Here is an 18,944-nt window from a genome sequence, read left to right as displayed (position 1 = left end):
GGGAATTGTATTAAATCAATTTATGCTTATATTTGAAGAAAGGCTCAAATTATAAAAATTCAAGCCTCAAACTTTTCAACTTACACACTTTACGGGATAGTGTCCTAAAATATTACGTTCAGCGTTAGTTCGATGAATGAATATTTTTCTTTTTATTTCGGAAAACCGAATATTTTCAACTTATGTGTTCTAAATGTTTTCAAAGTATATCTAAATCCTAATGTTTCTAATCCCGTTTTGAGAACGGGACAAGTTGTTTTAAAATATAATCACAAATTATTCCCCAAAAAATCAAAAACCTCCTTTTTTAGTCTTGCATAAGTTTCTCTTTCGGAGTTCATTCGATTTTTCAAATCCAAATGTCTTTCTATAATTTCCATGTCAGAATCGGGTTTTCCAGTGTCATATTGATGGGATAATTGTTCTTCTTGTTCGGCAAATATTTCGTTCAAATCATCAATGAAACCACCATGAATAATGAATTCTTTCTGGTAATCTGCGATTTTTTCGAGAACTTTTTTATCTTCCCATCTCGTTATCAATTCGCTAAATCTGATATTGAAACACTGTAATTCTTCTTGCCAAAATGCAATTTCTCTTTTCCATTGTTGGTGCTCAAACTCCATTTGAGCATTGTATAAGATTTGTTTTTCCATTTTGTAATTTTTTGTAAAGCAAAAGTTTTCAAAAATTCAGGTTTACACTGATATTTGAATTCAATGATTGCTTATTTTACTTCATTGAAAAATTCAAATTTAATTTTGATAGGCATAAAATGAATGCCTTTAAAATCTGTAATTGCTTTTATTTGATGTTTTATTGCAGGTGGAACTACAAATGCATCACCTTTTTTCAAGGTATTTTCTTCCCCTTTTATGGTAAGAATGCATTCTCCATCTTCTACAAAAAGTATCGATTCCATATCTGCAAGATGTTCTGGTAGTAGTTCTCCTGCGTTTGCTTGCATTTGTTTTGCGGTTAAATTTTTTCCGGCGGCAAGTAATTTAATATTTGGTTTGGTAATCTGTTCCATTATTTTTTTTTCTTAAATTTTTTAAAATCCTTTTGACTTTTCTGTTGGCTAACCTACTGTCTTTTATTTGGAATTGAAATGATGGCGGTCAGTTCAAAATTTTATTACTGTACAATTTTTTGGATGTATATTTTTTTGAATGACCCAAGTCATTTGAAATCGCCTTTTAAACCATTATGTTTGTTCTATACTGAAAAAGTAGATAGTAATAAATAATAAAAATCAAAATATGAAAACAATTAAAATGATGACCGTCGCGATGAGTTTACTTCTGGTTGCTTCTTGCGCATCCTCCGTAAAATTCCCGATTTCTCCGCTGGTTCCGGCTGCGGAAATTACTGCTGTAAAAAAGAAAACAGTGAACAATAATTTTGATATTGAAGTTACCGCAAATTATCTGGCAAATCCAAACAGACTATCTCCGGCAAGAAATTTTTATGTAGTCTGGATTGTTACCGATAAAAATGAAGTGAAAAATATTGGGCAATTAATCCAAAATAGAACCCGAAAAGTGGTTTTGAAAACGACAACACCTTTCAATGTGAAAGAAATTTTCATTACCGCAGAAGATCGTGGAGACATCACTTCTCCAATTGGAACAGAAATTACCAGAAAAAAATGGTAAACAATTAAGAATGCCGAAAAAAAAGTGGAAAGTAATTAATTAGAAAATTTAAAATAACCATAAATGAAAGATCAAAGAAATCTCATCGTAATTACAGGAGCAGCCGGAGGAATTGGGCAGTCTTGTGCAAGAACTTTTAAAAATCAATCTTTAATTCTTACAGATTATTCCCAAGAATTGGTAGATGAAGCCGTAGAGAAATTACAAAAAGAAGGTTTTGATGTTTCGGGAATTGCGTGTGATATCACGGATAAAAATGATATTGAAAAATTGACCAAATTCGTTGCAGAAAATGGTTCGTTGAAGGCGTTCATCCATACTGCAGGCGTAAGTGGAACCGTAACTGACTTGAAAAAATTATATACCATCGATTTGGTTGCAACCGATCTTCTGGTAGATGCATTCTATGAAATTGCAGAAGAAAATTCCGTTGCAGTATTGCTTTCTTCCATGATGGCGCATACAATTCCACCAAATGAAGCGTATGATGAGGCACTTGCCAATCCACAAAATACTACATCTTTTGATATGATGAGCGCAGCCGCGGAAAATAATTCAGATATGATGTATAATTTTGTAAAACGAGGCGTACTATTATTAAGTCACAAAAACGTGGATAAATGGGGAGAAAAAGGGGCCAGAATTGTAACCGTTTCTCCTGGAGTGATAGAAACACCAATGGCATTGAAAGCCGCGGAAGAACATCCTGAAAGAATGGAAATGATCAAAAAAGCAACACCACTTCAGAGAAATGGACAACCAGAAGATATTGCAGATGTGGTTTATTTTTTAACCAGCGATGCTGCGCGTTTCATTACCGGAACAGATATTTTGGTTGATGGTGGTGTGATACAAAACATCAAAAAAATGGGTTAAACCAACTTTAATCTCAATAAAAATTAAATTTAAAAAAATAAAAAAATATGGAATTATCCTTAATAAAATCATTAAAAAAAACCATTAAACATTGGTACATTCCTTTGTTGGTCGGTATATTTTTCATCATCGTAAGTGTGGTATCTTTTGCTTGGCCAGAAAGTTCGTTGCTTGCATTGTCTTTATTATTTGCGTTCTCCTTTTTATTTGGAGGACTTTCTGAAATTGTATTTTCCTTGGCGAATAGAGTGCAATTAGACAATTGGGGATGGTCTTTGGCATTCGGAATCGTAACTTCAATTGTGGGAATATTATTATTACTAAATCCTGCATTATCCATTACAACACTCGCTTTTTATATTGGTTTTGTAGTGTTATTCCGCTCTATTTCAACCATTGGATTTGCGATGGACATCAAAAAATATGGTAGTAAAAATTGGGGAGCACTTTTAGTTCTGGGAATTATAGGAACCATCGTAGCATTCATCCTTATTTGGAATCCGATTTTCGCAGGATTGAGCGTTGTGATTTTAATAGCATTAAGTTTCCTGTTTGCGGGACTTTTCAACATCTTTCTCTCTTTACAGTTGAGGAAATTGCATAAATCTTCTAAAAAAATATCTGCAAAATTGGTAGAGAAATATGAGGACTTGATGAAGGAAATCCGTGAAGAATGGAATGATTAATCATCAATTATTATAATAAAAATTAATTTTAAAAAAATAAATTAAAATGAAAAAATTCTTATCAATTTTTGCAGTGCTATTCCTTACTATAAGCACGTTTGCACAAACACAATGGAAAGTAGATCCGGCGCATTCTTCTTTAAATTTCAACATTTCGCATTCTGGAATTAGCATCGTGAATGGGAAATTTTTGGAGTACACCGGAAATTTAACCACAACTGGAGAAGCATTAAATAACGCCAACTTTGATTTTACTGTAAAAGTAAACAGCATTGATACAAGCATTGGAGCCAGAGATAAACATTTGAAAAGTGCAGACTTTTTCGATGCAGAAAAATATCCGAATATGTCTTTTAAAAGTACCAAAATGTTAGCGACAGGAAAACCGAATCAATATTTATTGTACGGGAAATTGACGATTAAAGATGTCACCAAAGATGTCATTTTTGATGTGCATTACGGTGGAACAAACAAAAATCCAAAAGGTGATAAATTGGGAATGAAAGCAAAAACTACCATCAATAGGTTTGATTATAACATCAATTATGATCCAACTGCAACTGGAGTTGGGAAAGAGGTAACCATCATTGTTCATCTTCAATTTGCAAAGCAATAATTTTAAAAACAAAAAATATGAAATCGCCATCTACAAGTTTTAAATAAAATACAAGTGAATTTAGGCGATTGCATATCACCATTTAAAACAATAAATAAATTGATATGAAAAATACAGCGAGAGAAGTAGTAGATAAAATGTTCACTGCATTTGCAAGTGGCGATGTAGATGGTTTTGTAGCAACGGTTTCCGAAGACACCGTTTGGATTTACCACGGAACGCAAATTATTCCCGCCGGAGTTTTTGAGAAAAAAGAAGGCGTAAAAACATTTTTTACCAACATTATGGAGCGAACCGAAATCATCAATTTTGAACCACAAGAATTTATTGTAGAAGGAAATAAGGTGGTTGTTTTAGGTCGGGAACATCAGAAAGTGAAAAGATCCGGAAGAGAATTAAAACAAAAATGGGTGCAAATCTATGCCGTTGAAAATGAGCTCATTACCAAAATGGAAGAGTTTGCAACTTCAGAAGAAGTGAACTAAAGTTATTACTAAAAATCTTAACCGCAAAAGAGACAAAAGAAAATATTGCGTTTAAGTATTTCAAAAGGAAGCAAAATGAGTTTAAATAAATACTTTGCTTTTGCAAACTTTTGATTTCCTAATTTTCTTCTAATTGGTCTTTTGCGGTTAAAAAAAATAAAATTTAAATTAATAAAACAAAAAATATGAATAACGATACCATACAAACAAATCCGCTTTTATGTGATATAGATACGGGAATGTGCGAAACAACACCTGGAAATACAGAAAACACCTCAAAAACTGATGTGAAATCTGGGGCAAAAAAAGTAAAATTAATTTATTACACCGATCCAATTTGTTCCTCTTGTTGGGGAATAGAACCACAATTGCGAAAACTGAAATTAGAATATGGCGACGCTGTAGAAATAGATTACAGAATGGGCGGCTTGTTGCCAGATTGGAGTTACAACAGTGGTGGAATAGGGAAACCTTCTGACGTTGCATCACATTGGGATGAAGTGAGTGTTCATTACGATATGCCGATTGATGGCGACCTTTGGTTAGAAGATCCATTGGATTCTTCTTATCCTCCGTCGATTGCGTTTAAAGCGGCACAAATGCAAGACCCAGAAAAAGCCCTTTTATTTATGCGAGAAATTCGGGAAATGGTTTTTCTACAAAAGAAAAATATCGCAAAATGGGAACACCTAGAAGTTGCTGCGAAAAAAGTAGGATTAGATACAGAAAAATTCAAAACGGATTATGAAAATAATGCAAAAGCGCTGTTTGAAGAAGACTTGAAATTAGGAAGAGAACTCGGAGTTCGAGGATTTCCTACCATTTTCTTTGTAGATGAAACAGGAAATCAGGAAACTGTTTATGGAACCAGACCTTATGCATATTACGAAATGGCGATTTTAAAATTAAATCCTGATGCTGTAAAAAGTGAATACAGTAAAAATTGGGAAGCACTTTTCGCAAAATATCCTACACTTACTGCAAAAGAATTTTCTGAACTTTCCGGCACTCCAAGAGTTGAAAGTGAAACCGTTTTGAATGAACTTTCCGACCAAGGAAAATTAGAAAAATGGACGACCAAAAATGGTTCTATTTGGATAAAAAAGTAATAAAAAATGGTTGAAATCAACCTTTAAAATAATATTAACCCTAAAAAAATAAAAAAAATGGCAAAATTAAATGCAATCGGTTTAGACGTAAAAAAATCCGAAAAATTAGCAGAAAAACTCAATGAACTTTTAGCAGATTATTCTATCTTTTATCAAAACATCAGAGGATATCACTGGAATATTAAAGGTGATAAATTCTTTGAATTGCATGATAAATTCCAGGAATTGTACGAAGATTTATTTATAAAAATTGATGAAGTGGCAGAAAGAATTCGAACACTTGGTCATACGCCAAATCACAAATTTTCTGTCTATCAAAAAGAGGCAAAAATAAAAGAAAGTTCGGAAGTTTCTGATGGAATCAAAGATGTTCAAGACACTTTGGAATCCTTCAAAATCATCATCATCCTTCAAAGAGAAATTTTAGATCTATCTGCAGATGCAGAAGATGAAGGAACAAACGCTTTGATGAGCGACTACATTCGCGAACAGGAAAAACTGGTTTGGATGTATTCTGCCTATTTAAAATAATTAATAATCTTAAAAATTAACAATATGAAGTATGATGAAAACTTATCGGGAATAAAAATCAACGTAGAAGCAGTAGATATTACCATCGACGATGATGTGAAAGATTCTATCCGAAAAAGCATTACCCATTTAACCAAATATTACGACAAAATAGAATGGGCAGATGTTTATTTGGAAGATAAACCAGACAAAAAAACGGATCAAAAACAAGTGAGTATTCGTCTTGGAATTCCGGGCAATGATCCTTTTGCTTCAGAATATGGAGATAATTTCCATGCACTTTTGAAAGATGTAGAAAGCAAATTACAAAGACAATTGGAAAAGAGATAAAATTCCCTGACCAATAATGTAATCTACACCGAAACCAAATTTATTTTCTTAATTAAAGATTGTAAATTTGGTTTTTGGCTTTATAGAAATTTCAGCAAAATATATATATGCTGATAAAAAATCACAAATGGGATCGATCACGATTATAGAAATAATTGGCACCGCGGCTTTCAGCATTGCAGGAACCTTTGCCGCAATGAAGAAAAAACTGGATATTTTTGGAGTTTTTATCATCGCTTTCATTACCGCATTGGGAGGCGGCACTTTGCGAGATGTTTTGATTGGCGAAGTTCCTGTTCTGTGGATGCTCAATTTAAATTTTGGTCTCATCGTTCTCGTCAGTACTATTTTTGGGCTATTTTTCAAAAAAAATAAGAATAACTTTCAGAAATTACTCCTGCTTTCCGATTCCATTGGGGTGGGTTTTTTCACCGTGGTTGGCATTCAAACGGGTATTTCGCTGGGCTTTCATCCTATAATCTGCGTTACTCTGGGAACGATGACGGCGTGTTTTGGTGGTGTTATTCGTGATATTACTTTAAGTAGCATTCCTCTTATCTTTGAAAAAGAAATTTATGCAACAACTTGTATTTTCGGTGGTGCTGTATTTTTTATTTTGCTAAAAATGGGCGTTCCCAAAATGCCAGTAGAAATTATTTGTCTTATTTCCATCGTGTTATTTCGATTATTAGCAGTGAAAAATCAGTGGCAATTGCCGAGAATTTGGAAATCAGAATCTACAACCTAAATACTTTAAATTAAAATAAATAATTATGTCAAATATCAAGTTGATAATAGAAGAAAGAGCCGCCAATATTGGGAAATTTATGGTCGGACGTTTATTGCCTTTTAGACAAAAAAGAATGGTTGGACCATTCATCTACATCGATCACATGGGACCGGTAAAACTAAACGAAAGACAAAATTTTGATGTTTTGCCACATCCACATATCGGACTTTCCACGCTTACTTTTTTGTTTGAAGGAAGCATAATGCACCGAGATGCGCTCGGAAATGAAGTAGAAATAAAGCCAGGTGCCGTAAACTGGATGACCGCCGGAAAAGGCATCGTTCATTCTGAAAGAACTCCAGAATATTTGCGAGATTCCCCTCTTTTTATGCACGGTTTGCAAATTTGGGTGGCTTTACCAAAAGATTTAGAGGAAATGGAACCGCAATTTTCTCACATTGAAGAAAGAGATATTCCGAGTTGGACAGATGGAGATTTGGAATTCAAATTGGTCGCCGGAGAAGCATTTGGTAGAAAATCTCCCGTTCCAGTTTTCAGTAAATTATTCATGCTCGAAATAAAAAGCAAATCGAAAAGAAGCGTCAATATTGGCGATGAATTGTATGGAGAAGCAGGTCTTTATATTTTGGACGGCGCCATAGAAAGTGAAGGAAATATCTACGAACCCAAACAATTATTGGTCGCAAAAGACAGCACACTTTGCGAATTTACCATCAAAGAAAACAGCACCATTTACATTTTCGGTGGCGACGCTTTCCCCGAAGAACGCTTTATAGATTGGAATTTTGTTTCCTCCAGCAAAGAACGTATCGAGGAAGCCAAACAAAAATGGGCAACACAATCTTTCGCTAAAATTAAAGGCGATGAGACGGAATTTATTCCTTATCCAACTTATAAATAATTTTTTTAAATTTTAAAAGAGACAGAAAAACTACGTTAAGCAATTATTTTATGTAATATTTCAGTTCCACTGATCCACGTCATTCATTTCGATTAATCCTTGCAGTATCTTGCAACTGTCCGATGATTGAGAACAAAATTCATTGTTGAACATCCCACCCGAATTACAGAACAGAGTATTAACATAAAATAAATCTAAAAATGAAAAAGAAGTTTTTTAATGCGAAAATTTATCGCAATGACGAAGCAACTGAAATGATCGTAGAAAATGGCAAAATTACCCACATCGGAACCAATTTGCCCAAATGTGAAGATGAAATAGATCTCGGCGGAAAACTGGTTTTGCCTCCTTATGTAGATCCGCATTTGCATTTAGATTATGTTTATACCTTATCAGAATTGGGCGAATCTGGCGCAGGTTCGGGAACGCTCTTTGAAGCGATAGAATTGTGGCCAAGATTTAAAGAAACTTTAACCGTAGAAAGTGTGAAACGACTTGCGATGAAAGCAATACAAGATGAGGTTTCCCAAGGAGTTCAGCACATCAGAACGCATATCGACGTTACAGATCCAAAATTTACCGCGCTACAAGCGATGTTGGAAATGAAGCAAGAACTGAAAGATACCGTTGATATTCAAATCGTTGCCTTTCCGCAAGAAGGAATGTATATGTACAAAGGTGGAGTAGAATTGGTAGAAGAAGGACTGAAAATGGGAGCAGATGTTGTAGGTGGAATTCCACATTACGAACCAGCCAGAGAATTTGGCGAAAAATCGGTACACGATATTGTAAAATTGGGTTTGAAATATGATAAAATGATCGATGTTCATTGCGATGAAACCGACGATCCCAATTCCCGATTTGTAGAATTATTGAACGCGCTTGCTCTGATGGAAGATTATGGCACCAGAACTACGGCAAGTCATACTTGTTCCTTTGGTTCGGCAGACAATTCTTATGCATTTAGAATGATGGATCTCTTCCAAAAAAGCAAAATGAACTTCATTTCCTGTCCTACAGAAAACGCGTATTTGCAAGGTCGCCAAGATACTTATCCAAAAAGACGTGGCTTAACTAGAGTGAAAGAATTTTTAGAATCCGGCATCAACGTTGCGTTTGCGCAAGATTCCATCAATGATCCGTGGTATCCGATGGGAAATGGAAACATGATGAACATTCTGGACAATGGAATTCACTTGGCACAAACCATGTCACCAGAAGAAATAAAAACCAGTTTCGATTTGATCACTTACAACGGAGCGCGCTGTATGAATATCCAGGACACTTACGGTTTGGAAGTAGGAAAAGCGGCAAACTTTATCGTTCTCAATGAAGGTTCGGTTTACGAAGCCATCCGCAAAAGAGTAGATGTTTTGGCATCCGTTCGCAACGGCGAATTTTTGTTCCGCAGAAAAGAAATGGCGTATGATATTCCGTTGAGTATCTAAAAAACACTACAAAATTTCCAGAAAAAAGACTGTTATCGCATAGATGACCGTCTTTTTTTTACTTCACTGAAGGATGAGGAGCACCAAGATTTTCGCTTTTCAGAAGAGCAGTCCCGCTATCCACTATATCCCGCCGCGGCGGGGATGCCGTTTCTATCGGGGCTAGAATATCGGGTATCGTTTTTTTTGAAGGGAAGTTGTTTGCATGATCTTTCTTATTTTTAGTGGAATGAAAATAACAATTTTGTTCCGCACAAAACAAGTGACATTTTATATTTCGTCTAATTTTCAAACGTGATTTTTCACATCATTAGCAAGGAATACACTCGTTTTCTGCTTCATCTTTAAAAAAAAACACTAAACTTGTAAAAGCATACTTCCATAAAAGATGAAAACCTTACAAGTAGAAATACGGGAAAAACTTTCCACCGACGAAGCCAAAAGAATGGAGCAAATTTTGCGCAAAAACAAAGGCATCATCGATGTTTCTATTTCTGCTTCCGGCAAATTGGTCATGAATTGGGATGAAAATCAAATCGAGAAATCAGACCTCCTGAAATCTATTGAAAATGCAGGTTTGCATTTGGTAGATGCAAAAAATAATGACGAACATTCTCACTCAAAAGAGGATGGTCACAATCACGCTTCCCTTCAATTTTTAGGAGAAAATACCGAACTTTATTTTGCGATTACGAGTGGTGTTTTTTGGGTTTTAGGAATTGTACTTTCCTTTATTTCTGGGATTTCAGAAACTTTGGTTACTTCACTTTTTGTGATCGGTGCAATTTTCGGCGGAGTTTTCACTTTTTATTCGGCGGGAAATGGTTTATTGAAAGGCAAGTTTGAAATCGATTTTTTGATGTTATTTGCAGCAATTGGTGCGGCAATTCTGGGAAAATGGGGAGAAAGTGCTTTGTTGCTTTTCCTCTTTAGTCTCGGTCATGCCTTAGAACATTACGCCATGAAAAGAGCGCGGAAATCCATTTCTGCACTTTCAGATTTAACACCACCAACTGCGCTCGCAAAACAAAATGGCGCATTGAAAGAAGTGCATATCGAAGAATTAAAAGTTGGAGACATCATCGTCGTGAAACCCAATTCTACCATCGCTGCAGATGGAGTTGTGGTAAAAGGAACAAGTCCCGTAAATCAAGCATCCATTACGGGAGAAAGCATTCCGGTTACCAAACGTCCCAGCGAAAACTGGCAAAATGAAATTGAAATTAATAAGGTTTTGGCAGAACACCGTGCTTTTGCAGGAACCCTCAATGGAAATGGCGCGTTAGAAATTAAAGTTTTAAAAGAAGCAAAAGACAGTACACTTGCCCGCTTAATTTATTTGGTAAAAGAAGCCGAAACCCAAAAATCTCCCACCCAACATCTTACCGACAAATTTGAAAAATATTATGTGCCGTCTGTTTTAATCACCATCGTACTTTTGTTATTCGCTTTCGTAGTTTTAGATGAAACTTTTCAGCAAAGTTTTTACAGAGCAATGTCGGTTTTGATCGCCGCTTCACCTTGTGCTTTAGCCATTTCTACGCCGAGTGCAGTTTTGGCAGGAATTGCTCGTGCTGCTCAAAAAGGAGTTTTGATAAAAGGCGGTCGTCCGTTGGAAGATTTGGGCGGAATAAGTGCCATCGCTTTTGATAAAACCGGAACACTCACCGAAGGAAGACCAACTTTAACGCATGCCATTCCTTTCGGAAAAAACACCAAAGAACACCTTCTCCAAGTTGCGATTGCCGTAGAAGCATTGAGCGATCATCCTTTGGCTGCAGCAATTGTAGATGGCGGTAGAAAAGAATTGGGCAACATCGAAATTCCACCCGCAGAAAATTTAAAAGCATTGATTGCGAGAGGAATTCAGGCAGATTGGAAGGGAAGCGTTGTTCATATCGGAAACCGACGACTTTTTGAAGAATTAACAAATGCGCAGGTTCCCACAGAAATTGACCAAAAAATGGCGGACCTGGAATCCACCGGTAATACCGCAATGATAGTGCATCAAGCAGATGAATATTTGGGAATTATTGCTGCGATGGATGTTGCACGTCCAGAAGTGATTTCCACTTTAGCCGCTTTGAAAAAAATCGGCATCAAAAAAATGGTCATGCTTACCGGAGACAACCAAAAAGTAGCCAATGCCATCGCCAAAAATATTGGAATTACAGATCCATTGGGAAGTTTGTTGCCAGAAGATAAGGTAACCGCAATCGAAAAATTATTGGAAGAAAAAGGCGGTGTTGCAATGGTTGGAGATGGCGTGAATGACGCACCTGCAATGGCAAAAAGTACCGTTGGAATTGCAATGGGAGCAGCAGGTTCCGATGTTGCTTTAGAAACTGCAGACATCGCTTTGATGGCAGATCGGTTAGACAATCTTCCGTTCGCAATTGGTTTAAGTAGAAAAGCGAAAAGCATCATCAAGCAAAATTTGATCATCAGTTTGGGCATGGTTGCCGTTTTGGTTCCGCTCACTTTATTGGGCACGATTGCGATTGGACCCGCCGTAGTTTTTCACGAAGGTTCTACTTTGCTGGTGGTTTTAAATGCGTTGAGATTGTTGAGGTTTCAAAAATAAAAATGCGAATATTTTTTTTTTAAATAATTAAATAATTTCCGCCAATTTCATTTTGATAATCGCTATTTCAGGAAATTTTAATTTGAATATCTGCAATTAATATTAATTATAATTTCTTTGCGAACTTTGCTAAGTTTACGCCGTTGCGAACTTATAAAACGCAAGAAAAGCACACTGTTTGCAAAAAATCTTTGCGGACTTCGCGTTAAAAATTTGCAGTAGGTTTATAAGTGGATATACATTTTTTTAATTAAATTTTCTAACCCGTTTTCTTACATTTTATAAGATAAAAAGGATAGATGTCATCCACTTCTTCTATTTCAAATAATCCTGCCTTTGCAAAATCTTTTTCGATGGATTCTCTATCATAAAAGTACATTTTCACACTTCCAAAAACTTCAAATCGATCTTTGGAAATCGGAATTCCTTGTCCAAACATCGGTGCTTTTTTAGAAACCGTTGCGAAAACCATAAAACCATTTTCAGCCAACTGATTATAGCAATCTTGGATGAGTTTTTCTCGCTCATTTTTGTCTAATAAATGGAGTAGCGCGTAACAGTAAATACCGTCATACAGATTTTCATCAAAAGGCATTTCCGTTGCAGAACCGTGATGGATGAGCAGATCTTCCCCGAAATGTTTGTGAGCCAGATCTATGGCGGTTTTAGAAATTTCAATACCGGTTACTTTCATTCCATTTTCCCGAAAAAGTTGCGCATTTCTGCCGTATCCAATTCCCGGAATCAGTACATTTTTCACACTTTGTTCCACAAAAAAATCATTGATCAACACCGTAGATTTCGCCGGATCAAAACCCCACATTTCCCGGTTCACTTTAAAAGATTCTTCCCAAAATTCTGCCATCTACAATTAGTTAACTATTTGAATAATTTAAATAATCTTCATGGAATCTACCCCAAAGCCTTCCTCGCAAAAACCGAAATAATAATCCCCGGAACAGACAAGCCAATCGCTAAATAAACCAAACTCATGGGAGAATAAATTCCGAGGAGTAAGCCGGCAACGGAAGAGGCGATCATAATGGAGAGATTAAAGACCGAAGATTGTACCGAGGTTGCGACATCTTTCGCGGTTTCTACTTGTCGGCTCACTGCTGCTTGTAGTAAAGTTACCAAGGGTCCAAAGGAAAGTCCCCACAAAAAGAAGGCAAAATGTCCCATTCCGCTAGTTCCGCCAAAGAATAAAAATACAGACATGGAGATGATGAGCAAACCAAACATGGCGATGGTAAGCAATCTCAAATATTTATCGGTGTATTTTATGGCGAGCAAAACAGAGATCAAGGATCCAATTCCGAAATAGAGTAAGGCACTTTCTACACCGCCAGAAAGTTGAATTTCATCTACCAAACTCGTGATGTAAACGTAAACGCCATAATGCGCAATCACACCGAGAAGTGTAAGCAAAAGTACAATCAAAACTTCTGGGATTTTCAGCAAGGCAAATGGGGAAGAACTTTTCGTTAATTTCTCTCCGGGAATTGATGGTAAGGCAAAAAAACTAACAATCGCAATCGCGATGATCACCACTCCAAGACCGATAAATTCTGTTCTCCAACCGTAATCGTTTCCAATGGAAGTCATGATCGGCATTCCAAGACTGATTCCAAGTGTAGTTCCTGCCATAATCACGGCGATGGCTTTTCCGTGGTGCTTTTCATCAACCAAACGCATTCCGTACGCCGCAATCATGGGCCACATTACACCGGCGCAAATTCCACCAACCACTCTCAAAACGATGATGAGCATATAATTATGTACCAATCCTGCCAAAATATTGGAAACCGCGAAACCACCGAGCAAAATCATCAATAGCATTTTTCGGTTAAATTGCATGGTCATAGAAATGAGCGGAATGGCAAAAATTGCAGAAGCGATGGCGTAATATCCTACCAGATTTCCGGTTTGTACTTCGTTGATATTCAGATCTGCCATCATCAATGGAAGCACTCCAGAAGGCATTAATTCTGACAAAATCCCCACAAATGTTACGGAAGACATCAAAATCATGATCAGCCACGGAAATACACTTTTCGTTTGTGTGCTAAAGGTTTGTTTGCTCATCTATTTTTTATTTTTTAAAATTTCATTAATTAAAATTGACTTCAGAATTAGATATAACTTAAACTGATTTTTGTCAAAATAACTCCCATTTTCTGAATCATTTTGAAACAGAAACAATGCTATTATTCAATTTTATCAAATCTAAACTTTATCATTTACAATAGAACTGACCTGCGTCATTTCGCTCCTGCTTTTTTCAAACTATATTAGTGCTACCAATGAAGAACCATTGGAAACATTGAAAATATTAACTTAAAAAATAAATATGATGACGCTAATCACGAAGAAAGACATTGCTGAATTGAATGAAGTACAACAAGAAAATTGTATCTCCATTTTTATCCCAACACATCGCGCTGGGAAAAAAGTATTGAATGAAGAAGATACTTTGGTGCTGAAAAATCAATTGAAAGAGGTAAAAGAAAAACTGACGAAAAAAGGAATTCAAAATGATGCCATCAAAAAAATGACGGCTCCAATTCAAGAATTGATCGATGATACTGGTTTTTGGAGAGAGCAATCTGATGTTCTTGCCATTTTCATAGCAGATGATTTTTACAGAAAATTTACACTTCCAGTTTATTTTAAAGAATTCAATTATGTTTCAAATTCATTTTATTTGAAACCGTTGATGCCAATGTTTGTGGGCGATGGAAGTTTTTATTTAATGACTTTGGAATTGGGCGACGTTACCTTGCACGAATGTACGCGACATAGTTTTGCAGAAATTGTAATTGATGATTTGATCCCAAAAAACAAACAGGATATTGTAGGATATGATTACGAGCAAAAGAATCTTCAATTCCGCTCTGGAGGTGGTCCAGGTGAAGCGATATTTCACGGACAAGAAGCTGCTACAGGAAAAAGAAAAAATGAAATAAAAAGATATTTCCGCGCGATTAATGATGGTTTAGAAGAGATCTTTAAGGACAAAAAAATACCGTTGCTCATCGCTTCTCAAGATTATCTTTTTGATATTTATAATGAAGTAAACAGTTACGGAAATCTCGTTCAAGACAATCTAAAAGCGAACTTGAGTGATACCAATATGTTTGAAATTCACGATCTGGCTTGGGAAAATATGGCGCCGCATTTTGATAAAAAGAGAAGATCAGACATCCAACGTTTTCTGGATGAAGAAGGAACTGGAAAGACTTCGAATGGAATCAACCAAATCGTTGCCAATTCCATCCACGGGAAAATAGAAACGCTATTTTGTGAGAACAAAGAAGATATTTATGGAAATTACACCAATGAAAATGGAGAAATAAAAGTTACAGTTTCTGAAAATCCAGAAGAATCCATTTCATTAATGAATGTTGCCGCGATCAACACCTTTCTACAAGGAGGCGATGTCTATTTATTAGAAAAAGAAGATATGCCGGATCCGAATTCCAGGGTAAATGCTTTGTATCGTTATTAATATCAATTTCAATTTTCTCTGGCAATGAATTTGTATAGAAGCCACTGATAAAAATCAAACTTAAACAATAATTAAATAAAAAAATGACAAAAAGTATTTTAACACTTACAGCAGCAGCAGCAGTATTATTTCTAACCTCTTGTAATGAGACAAAAAAGCAAGATGAGGTTGTTACAACAGATACAGAAATGGTAGATTCAACTTCAACAGATGTAAATGCAACAAGTGTAACCAATGCAGCAGGCGAAAAAATAGACATCACTTACGATAATATTAAAGGAACTGCAACGGTAATGTACAACGGAGAAACCGCAGAATTACCGTCTCAAAAACCTGCATCTGGTGTTTGGTATAAAAATGATAACTACGAATTGAGAGGAAAAGGAAACGACCTGACCTTAACCAAAGATGGAAAAGTGATTTATGAAAACACCGACGAAGTAGAAATGGTAGAAGCCAAAAATGATAAAGGCGAAACGCTAAATATGACTTTCAATAATTCTGATGGAACGGTAAAAGCATATTTGAATGGTGGAGATCAAATCGATCTTAAAGAAGAAAAAGCCGCGTCGGGAATTTGGTATAAAAACGAAAATTACGAATTGAGCGGAAAAGGAGACCATTACGAATTGAAAAAAGACGGTGTTGTCGTTTTTAAAAATTAATTCTATTTCTCACGAATTTTAATCAGCCATCAACTGATTCTCAATGACAAATGGCTGTTTCACATTAAGATTGAAATAGTCTTTTTTTTTGAATATCATCTGGCCATCTCTTCAAAAACTTTTAAATAAATTCAATGGATAATACAATCGCCGTGCACAGCCAACTGGTTGAAACTTCTAAGTTTTTGTAGTATAAAATTTAAAAAGATTTGAAAACAATACACAAGAATAAAATTTTGAATGATCTAATTTAAAGTGCAACGAAAAAAACGCCTTGAAAATCAAAGCGTTTTAGTAATAATCTGTAGACCCACAGGGAGTATTTGTTCAAACCAATAAAGCAATATTAGTCATCATTTTGCTGACAGTAAGAAAGTTATATGATTTCATAAGACCATAAGACATCGTATAAACCATTAAACAATCACTAATTTAGTCCCTGATTTTAGAAGTGGGGACTAAAAATTTATACTTTAATTTTCTTTCTTAATACGTTTTTTTTCCTTTCCTAAATATCTGGCTTCGTACGCACGGAATGCGGGGGAACGTTTTAGCGTCTGTCCTGTTCGTATAATTGTCATTATGTTACTTGCTGCGGCGGGCGGTGGTTTTATCTGAAAACTTTGCCAACGTCATCACCGCACAAAATAAAACGGACCGAAGCCCGCTTTATTTAGAATTTCATTTTCTGGATCCTTACTGCATTTAAAATGGCAAGAAGGGCTACGCCAACATCTGCAAAGACGGCTTCCCACATCGTGGCTAAACCACCAGCCCCTAAAACGAGAACGATGGCTTTAACGCCAAAAGCCAATGCAATATTCTGCCACACAATCTTTTTAGTCTGCTTCCCAATATTAATAGCCATGGGGATTCTGGAGGGTTTATCGTCCTGAATTACTACATCGGCAGTTTCAATGGTTGCATCACTACCTAATCCGCCCATCGCTATTCCCACATCGCTTAAAGCCACTACCGGCGCATCATTTATTCCGTCTCCTACAAATGCCACCGTTTCATTCCGCGATTTCAGCTCTTGTACTTTATTCACTTTTTCTTCCGGCAGTAAATCGCCATAAGCGTTCTGAATACCCAGCTTTTGTGCCACTGCTTTTACCACAGTTGACTTATCGCCACTTAGCATGGTAACATTTACGCCCATGCTTTTTAATTTCCGGATAGTGTCGGCAGCGTCTTGTTTGATGCTATCCGCAATGGTAATGTATCCGGCAAATTTTCCTTCGTAAGCAATGGCAATCAAGGTTTCTACTATATCATTTGGATTTACATCATATTGGATATTGAATTTATCCATGAGTTTAAAATTCCCCACTAGCAACTGTTTTCCCTGATACGCTCCTTTTAAGCCGTGACCTGCAATTTCTTCTAAATTGTCCAGAATAATGGTATGGTCAGGTTCCCCCAAGTGGTCATGAATTGCAGTAGCTACCGGGTGAGTTGATGAGTTTTCAATAACATTAACCAGTTTTAAAATAAGATCTTTATCGAATTCCGGTTTAATGTTTACAGTCTGCACTTTGAATACACCCTCGGTCATGGTACCGGTTTTATCCATTACCACATTTTTGATTTCTGACAGAGAATCCAGAAAGTTACTTCCTTTAAATAAAATACCGTTCCGGCTTGCTGCACCGATGCCGCCAAAGTAACCGAGTGGAATACTGATTACCAGCGCACACGGACACGAAATCACAAGAAATATCAGGGCACGGTACAACCAGTCTCTGAAAATATATTCATCTACAAAGAAGTAGGGCAACAGACAGATGCCTACAGCTAGAAATACCACGATTGGCGTATAGACCCGGGCAAATTTCCTGATGAATAATTCTGTGGGTGCCTTCTGTGCTGTCGCGTTTTGTACCAGTTCCAGAATCTTGGAAAGTTTTGAATCTGCATAAGGTGTATTTACTCTCACCTGTGCAACGGTATTCAGGTTGATCATACCAGCAAGGACGGTATCTCCTGTTTGCTTTGTGTCAGGTTTACTTTCGCCGGTGAGTGCCGAGGTATTGAACGAAGCGCTTTGGGAAATCAAAATACCATCGAGAGCGAGTTTTTCGCCAGGCTTCAACTGAATAAGGGTGTTAAGTTCAACTTCAGCAGCTTTAACTGTCTGTGGACGATCATTAACTAAAACCGTCACTTCGTCCGGGCGCTGATCCAGCAGTTTAGCGATATTCCCCTTGGCACGCTGAACGGCTAAAGTCTGAAAGACTTCGCCTACCGAGTAGAAAAGCATGACCGCCACTCCTTCCGGATATTCGCCAATGGCAAAGGCTCCTATTGTGGCGATCGACATAAGGAAAAACTCCGAAAAAACATCTCCCTTGCCGATACTTTCAAATGCTTCTTTCAGAACCGGCACACCTACGGGCAGATAGGCTGCCGCGTACCAAATAATACGCACCCAATCTTTAAACCAAAATTGAGGGATTAGATGATCCATTGCCAAGCCTGCCATTAAGATCACGAATGAGATCATTGCGGGAAGAAAAAGCTGAAAAGTTGATTTTCCCTGTGTAGAATGATCGTGTCCATCATCATCGGCATGTTCACCAGCATGGTTTGAGCCGTCATCAGCGGGATGCTTTTCAGTATCGGGAATTGTTTTATTTATTGGGGCATAGACTTTAGCGGTCGTTGCGCAACAACCGTCTTCGACTAATTTTTCTGCCCCGGCGTTTTTATATATTTTACCTTCCTGAGGCGTGCAGCACAGCTGATTGCCATTTTCGTCGTAGGTATGTATATGTGATTTATTATTTGCCATAA

Annotated in this window: 19 protein-coding genes; 14 read left to right on the top strand and 5 right to left on the bottom strand. The window is 36.7% G+C overall.

Translation table 11 applies throughout. The features are described from left to right. Positions 1-269 precede the first annotated feature (269 nt). Together QWY78_RS12675 and QWY78_RS12670 are read right to left on the bottom strand one after the other, a co-directional pair. Positions 270-656: a hypothetical protein gene (locus QWY78_RS12675; protein ID WP_290220384.1), complete on the bottom strand. Its 387-nt coding sequence runs from the start codon at positions 654-656 to the stop codon at positions 270-272. A gap of 71 nt (positions 657-727) precedes the next feature. Continuing rightward, positions 728-1,033 carry a cupin domain-containing protein gene (locus QWY78_RS12670; RefSeq protein WP_290220382.1) on the bottom strand — a complete coding sequence of 102 codons (306 nt, stop codon included), beginning with the start codon at positions 1,031-1,033 and terminating at the stop codon, positions 728-730. Between the two features lie 229 nt (positions 1,034-1,262). Here QWY78_RS12670 and QWY78_RS12665 point away from each other — a divergent pair, with 229 nt between their 5' ends. From QWY78_RS12665 to QWY78_RS12610, 12 genes are all read left to right on the top strand, one after another. Further along, positions 1,263-1,658 (top strand): hypothetical protein, encoded by a 396-nt coding sequence (locus tag QWY78_RS12665; RefSeq protein WP_290220381.1) that lies wholly within the window; start codon positions 1,263-1,265, stop codon positions 1,656-1,658. Positions 1,659-1,721: 63 nt separating this feature from the next. Beyond that, positions 1,722-2,534, top strand: coding sequence for an SDR family oxidoreductase (locus QWY78_RS12660; protein ID WP_290220379.1), 813 nt, complete (start codon positions 1,722-1,724; stop codon positions 2,532-2,534). Positions 2,535-2,581: 47 nt separating this feature from the next. Next, positions 2,582-3,220 carry an HdeD family acid-resistance protein gene (locus QWY78_RS12655; protein ID WP_290220377.1) on the top strand — a complete coding sequence of 213 codons (639 nt, stop codon included), beginning with the start codon at positions 2,582-2,584 and terminating at the stop codon, positions 3,218-3,220. Positions 3,221-3,266: 46 nt separating this feature from the next. Then, positions 3,267-3,836 (top strand): YceI family protein, encoded by a 570-nt coding sequence (locus QWY78_RS12650; RefSeq protein ID WP_290220376.1) that lies wholly within the window; start codon positions 3,267-3,269, stop codon positions 3,834-3,836. A gap of 104 nt (positions 3,837-3,940) precedes the next feature. After that, positions 3,941-4,321: a nuclear transport factor 2 family protein gene (locus tag QWY78_RS12645; protein WP_290220374.1), complete on the top strand. Its 381-nt coding sequence runs from the start codon at positions 3,941-3,943 to the stop codon at positions 4,319-4,321. 185 nt (positions 4,322-4,506) lie between these two features. Next, complete coding sequence (locus tag QWY78_RS12640; RefSeq protein ID WP_290220373.1) at positions 4,507-5,430, top strand: ClpXP adapter SpxH family protein; 924 nt, start codon at positions 4,507-4,509, stop codon at positions 5,428-5,430. Positions 5,431-5,487: 57 nt separating this feature from the next. Next, the gene (locus tag QWY78_RS12635) at positions 5,488-5,961 is read left to right on the top strand and encodes a Dps family protein (protein ID WP_290220371.1); all 474 of its coding nucleotides are present in this window, start codon (positions 5,488-5,490) and stop codon (positions 5,959-5,961) included. A 24-nt stretch (positions 5,962-5,985) separates the two neighbouring features. Continuing rightward, positions 5,986-6,291, top strand: a complete 306-nt coding sequence (locus QWY78_RS12630) for an HPF/RaiA family ribosome-associated protein (RefSeq protein ID WP_290220370.1) — start codon at positions 5,986-5,988, stop codon at positions 6,289-6,291. A 127-nt stretch (positions 6,292-6,418) separates the two neighbouring features. Beyond that, positions 6,419-7,039, top strand: coding sequence for a trimeric intracellular cation channel family protein (locus tag QWY78_RS12625; protein WP_290220369.1), 621 nt, complete (start codon positions 6,419-6,421; stop codon positions 7,037-7,039). Between the two features lie 25 nt (positions 7,040-7,064). After that, positions 7,065-7,943, top strand: coding sequence for a pirin family protein (locus tag QWY78_RS12620; protein ID WP_290220368.1), 879 nt, complete (start codon positions 7,065-7,067; stop codon positions 7,941-7,943). 200 nt (positions 7,944-8,143) lie between these two features. After that, the gene (locus QWY78_RS12615; RefSeq protein ID WP_290220367.1) at positions 8,144-9,391 is read left to right on the top strand and encodes an amidohydrolase family protein; all 1,248 of its coding nucleotides are present in this window, start codon (positions 8,144-8,146) and stop codon (positions 9,389-9,391) included. A gap of 388 nt (positions 9,392-9,779) precedes the next feature. After that, a complete protein-coding gene (locus QWY78_RS12610) occupies positions 9,780-11,975 on the top strand; it encodes a heavy metal translocating P-type ATPase (protein ID WP_290220366.1) in 2,196 nt (731 codons plus the stop codon). 259 nt (positions 11,976-12,234) lie between these two features. Here the strand turns inward: QWY78_RS12610 and QWY78_RS12605 are convergent, their stop codons facing one another. Together QWY78_RS12605 and QWY78_RS12600 are read right to left on the bottom strand one after the other, a co-directional pair. Beyond that, positions 12,235-12,840 carry a class I SAM-dependent methyltransferase gene (locus QWY78_RS12605; protein WP_290220365.1) on the bottom strand — a complete coding sequence of 202 codons (606 nt, stop codon included), beginning with the start codon at positions 12,838-12,840 and terminating at the stop codon, positions 12,235-12,237. Positions 12,841-12,887: 47 nt separating this feature from the next. After that, the gene (locus tag QWY78_RS12600; protein WP_290220364.1) at positions 12,888-14,060 is read right to left on the bottom strand and encodes an MFS transporter; all 1,173 of its coding nucleotides are present in this window, start codon (positions 14,058-14,060) and stop codon (positions 12,888-12,890) included. 265 nt (positions 14,061-14,325) lie between these two features. On the opposite strand from QWY78_RS12600, the gene QWY78_RS12595 reads away from it, so the two are divergent. Further along, the gene (locus tag QWY78_RS12595) at positions 14,326-15,483 is read left to right on the top strand and encodes a baeRF7 domain-containing protein (protein WP_290220363.1); all 1,158 of its coding nucleotides are present in this window, start codon (positions 14,326-14,328) and stop codon (positions 15,481-15,483) included. Positions 15,484-15,566: 83 nt separating this feature from the next. Further along, positions 15,567-16,148, top strand: a complete 582-nt coding sequence (locus QWY78_RS12590) for an MliC family protein (protein WP_290220361.1) — start codon at positions 15,567-15,569, stop codon at positions 16,146-16,148. 673 nt (positions 16,149-16,821) lie between these two features. Here the strand turns inward: QWY78_RS12590 and QWY78_RS12585 are convergent. Next, entirely contained in the window at positions 16,822-18,942 is a 2,121-nt protein-coding gene (locus tag QWY78_RS12585) for a heavy metal translocating P-type ATPase (protein WP_290220360.1), read from the bottom strand. Between the last annotated feature and the right edge of the window lie 2 nt (positions 18,943-18,944).

Origin of the sequence: Kaistella yonginensis, from assembly GCF_030409525.1 — a bacterium.
In the GTDB taxonomy this organism is placed as follows: Bacteria; Bacteroidota; Bacteroidia; order Flavobacteriales; family Weeksellaceae; genus Kaistella; species Kaistella yonginensis.
This window is presented reverse-complemented; position numbering and strand designations above follow the sequence as displayed.

Bases quoted from the DNA above. Each gene is read 5' to 3' on its own strand.
- QWY78_RS12675 (WP_290220384.1), bottom strand. From the start codon at position 656: ATGGAAAAACAAATCTTATACAATGCTCAAATGGAGTTTGAGCACCAA.
- QWY78_RS12670 (WP_290220382.1), bottom strand. From the start codon at position 1,033: ATGGAACAGATTACCAAACCAAATATTAAATTACTTGCCGCCGGAAAA.
- QWY78_RS12665 (WP_290220381.1), top strand. From the start codon at position 1,263: ATGAAAACAATTAAAATGATGACCGTCGCGATGAGTTTACTTCTGGTT.
- QWY78_RS12660 (WP_290220379.1), top strand. From the start codon at position 1,722: ATGAAAGATCAAAGAAATCTCATCGTAATTACAGGAGCAGCCGGAGGA.
- QWY78_RS12655 (WP_290220377.1), top strand. From the start codon at position 2,582: ATGGAATTATCCTTAATAAAATCATTAAAAAAAACCATTAAACATTGG.
- QWY78_RS12650 (WP_290220376.1), top strand. From the start codon at position 3,267: ATGAAAAAATTCTTATCAATTTTTGCAGTGCTATTCCTTACTATAAGC.
- QWY78_RS12645 (WP_290220374.1), top strand. From the start codon at position 3,941: ATGAAAAATACAGCGAGAGAAGTAGTAGATAAAATGTTCACTGCATTT.
- QWY78_RS12640 (WP_290220373.1), top strand. From the start codon at position 4,507: ATGAATAACGATACCATACAAACAAATCCGCTTTTATGTGATATAGAT.
- QWY78_RS12635 (WP_290220371.1), top strand. From the start codon at position 5,488: ATGGCAAAATTAAATGCAATCGGTTTAGACGTAAAAAAATCCGAAAAA.
- QWY78_RS12630 (WP_290220370.1), top strand. From the start codon at position 5,986: ATGAAGTATGATGAAAACTTATCGGGAATAAAAATCAACGTAGAAGCA.
- QWY78_RS12625 (WP_290220369.1), top strand. From the start codon at position 6,419: ATGGGATCGATCACGATTATAGAAATAATTGGCACCGCGGCTTTCAGC.
- QWY78_RS12620 (WP_290220368.1), top strand. From the start codon at position 7,065: ATGTCAAATATCAAGTTGATAATAGAAGAAAGAGCCGCCAATATTGGG.
- QWY78_RS12615 (WP_290220367.1), top strand. From the start codon at position 8,144: ATGAAAAAGAAGTTTTTTAATGCGAAAATTTATCGCAATGACGAAGCA.
- QWY78_RS12610 (WP_290220366.1), top strand. From the start codon at position 9,780: ATGAAAACCTTACAAGTAGAAATACGGGAAAAACTTTCCACCGACGAA.
- QWY78_RS12605 (WP_290220365.1), bottom strand. From the start codon at position 12,840: ATGGCAGAATTTTGGGAAGAATCTTTTAAAGTGAACCGGGAAATGTGG.
- QWY78_RS12600 (WP_290220364.1), bottom strand. From the start codon at position 14,060: ATGAGCAAACAAACCTTTAGCACACAAACGAAAAGTGTATTTCCGTGG.
- QWY78_RS12595 (WP_290220363.1), top strand. From the start codon at position 14,326: ATGATGACGCTAATCACGAAGAAAGACATTGCTGAATTGAATGAAGTA.
- QWY78_RS12590 (WP_290220361.1), top strand. From the start codon at position 15,567: ATGACAAAAAGTATTTTAACACTTACAGCAGCAGCAGCAGTATTATTT.
- QWY78_RS12585 (WP_290220360.1), bottom strand. From the start codon at position 18,942: ATGGCAAATAATAAATCACATATACATACCTACGACGAAAATGGCAAT.